This is a genomic window from Pseudoalteromonas sp. P1-9 (genome assembly GCF_001399975.1).
Classification (GTDB): domain Bacteria; phylum Pseudomonadota; class Gammaproteobacteria; order Enterobacterales; family Alteromonadaceae; genus Pseudoalteromonas.
This window is the reverse complement of sequence record NZ_LKBD01000160.1, coordinates 1-312: the sequence shown is the minus strand read 5'-3', so window position 1 is coordinate 312 and position 312 is coordinate 1. Positions and strand designations below refer to the sequence as shown.

Here is a 312-nt window from a genome sequence, read left to right as displayed (position 1 = left end):
CACAATGATAATTTACAAGCTAGAGACAATGATTCTCTATCGTTCAGTGACGTAGGAAACTTTACGTATTCTCCAATCAGTTTCTTAAATCTAGAAGGGTTTCTCTATTTCCTGCCAGGATTGGCTCGTTTAGCAGGCGGTAAAGGTTCTGAGTATTTTTTAGATAAGTTCTTGGTTTATTTAGATAATGATAAGCGAAGGGCTGCTTTGAGTAAGGCTGAGAGAATAGCATTGTTTAACTATCTGTTATTTATACAAAAAAACATCTCTGATTGCATTGAGTACAATTTGGATACAGAAGAGCTAGGAGAG

Annotated in this window: 1 protein-coding gene; it reads left to right on the top strand. The window is 35.9% G+C overall.

The window, feature by feature from the left end:
- Positions 1–312 (top strand): hypothetical protein (locus AN214_RS23145; RefSeq protein WP_235576805.1); only part of this gene is annotated, 312 nt, incomplete at both ends.